Origin of the sequence: Desulfonatronum sp. SC1 (assembly GCF_003046795.1) — a bacterium.
In the GTDB taxonomy this organism is placed as follows: Bacteria; Desulfobacterota; Desulfovibrionia; order Desulfovibrionales; family Desulfonatronaceae; genus Desulfonatronum.
The window spans coordinates 1-467 of record NZ_PZKN01000123.1 but is presented as its reverse complement, the minus strand read 5'-3'; the positions used below and the strand labels follow the sequence as shown (position 1 = coordinate 467).

The following is a 467-nucleotide window of genomic DNA, read 5'->3' as shown; positions in this document are numbered from 1 at the left end:
CTAATAGGTTTTTCAAATTTATAATTCTTTACCAAATCTCCATGAACAACTTTCTTAGCACCATTTTTTATCAATAACTCTACCAAAGCTTTGTCATTGTTTCTAATAGCTACTGTTAAGGGAGTTTCCCACATTACAAAATATTCTCCATACTTATTATTCTCTGTTTCTATATAATAGCTTTTTCTAGTTGAGAAATTGACGTTAGCTCCAGCTTTAATTAAAAGCTTAACAATTTCCATATTGCCTATAGATACGGCTTCGATAAGCGGAGCTCCAATAGTGAAATATGAAGCATAAATGTGGTTATTTCCATTATAATCTGCATCCAAAATATTTGGGTCTGCTCCCAATTTGATTAAAAGATTAATGTAGTCAATATCCTCAGTTGTAACGGCTGTATATAGTGGATTTATTACTTCGCCAGAATAGCCTTCTCCAGCCCATGAGTATCTATTATTTATTGC

The 467-nt window shown here is 32.3% G+C and carries 1 protein-coding gene; it reads right to left on the bottom strand.

All coding sequences use genetic code 11. The annotated features are described in order from the left end of the window. Positions 1–467, bottom strand: a 467-nt coding sequence (locus C6366_RS18590; protein ID WP_199221592.1) for an ankyrin repeat domain-containing protein, incomplete at both ends; no start/stop codon positions are given.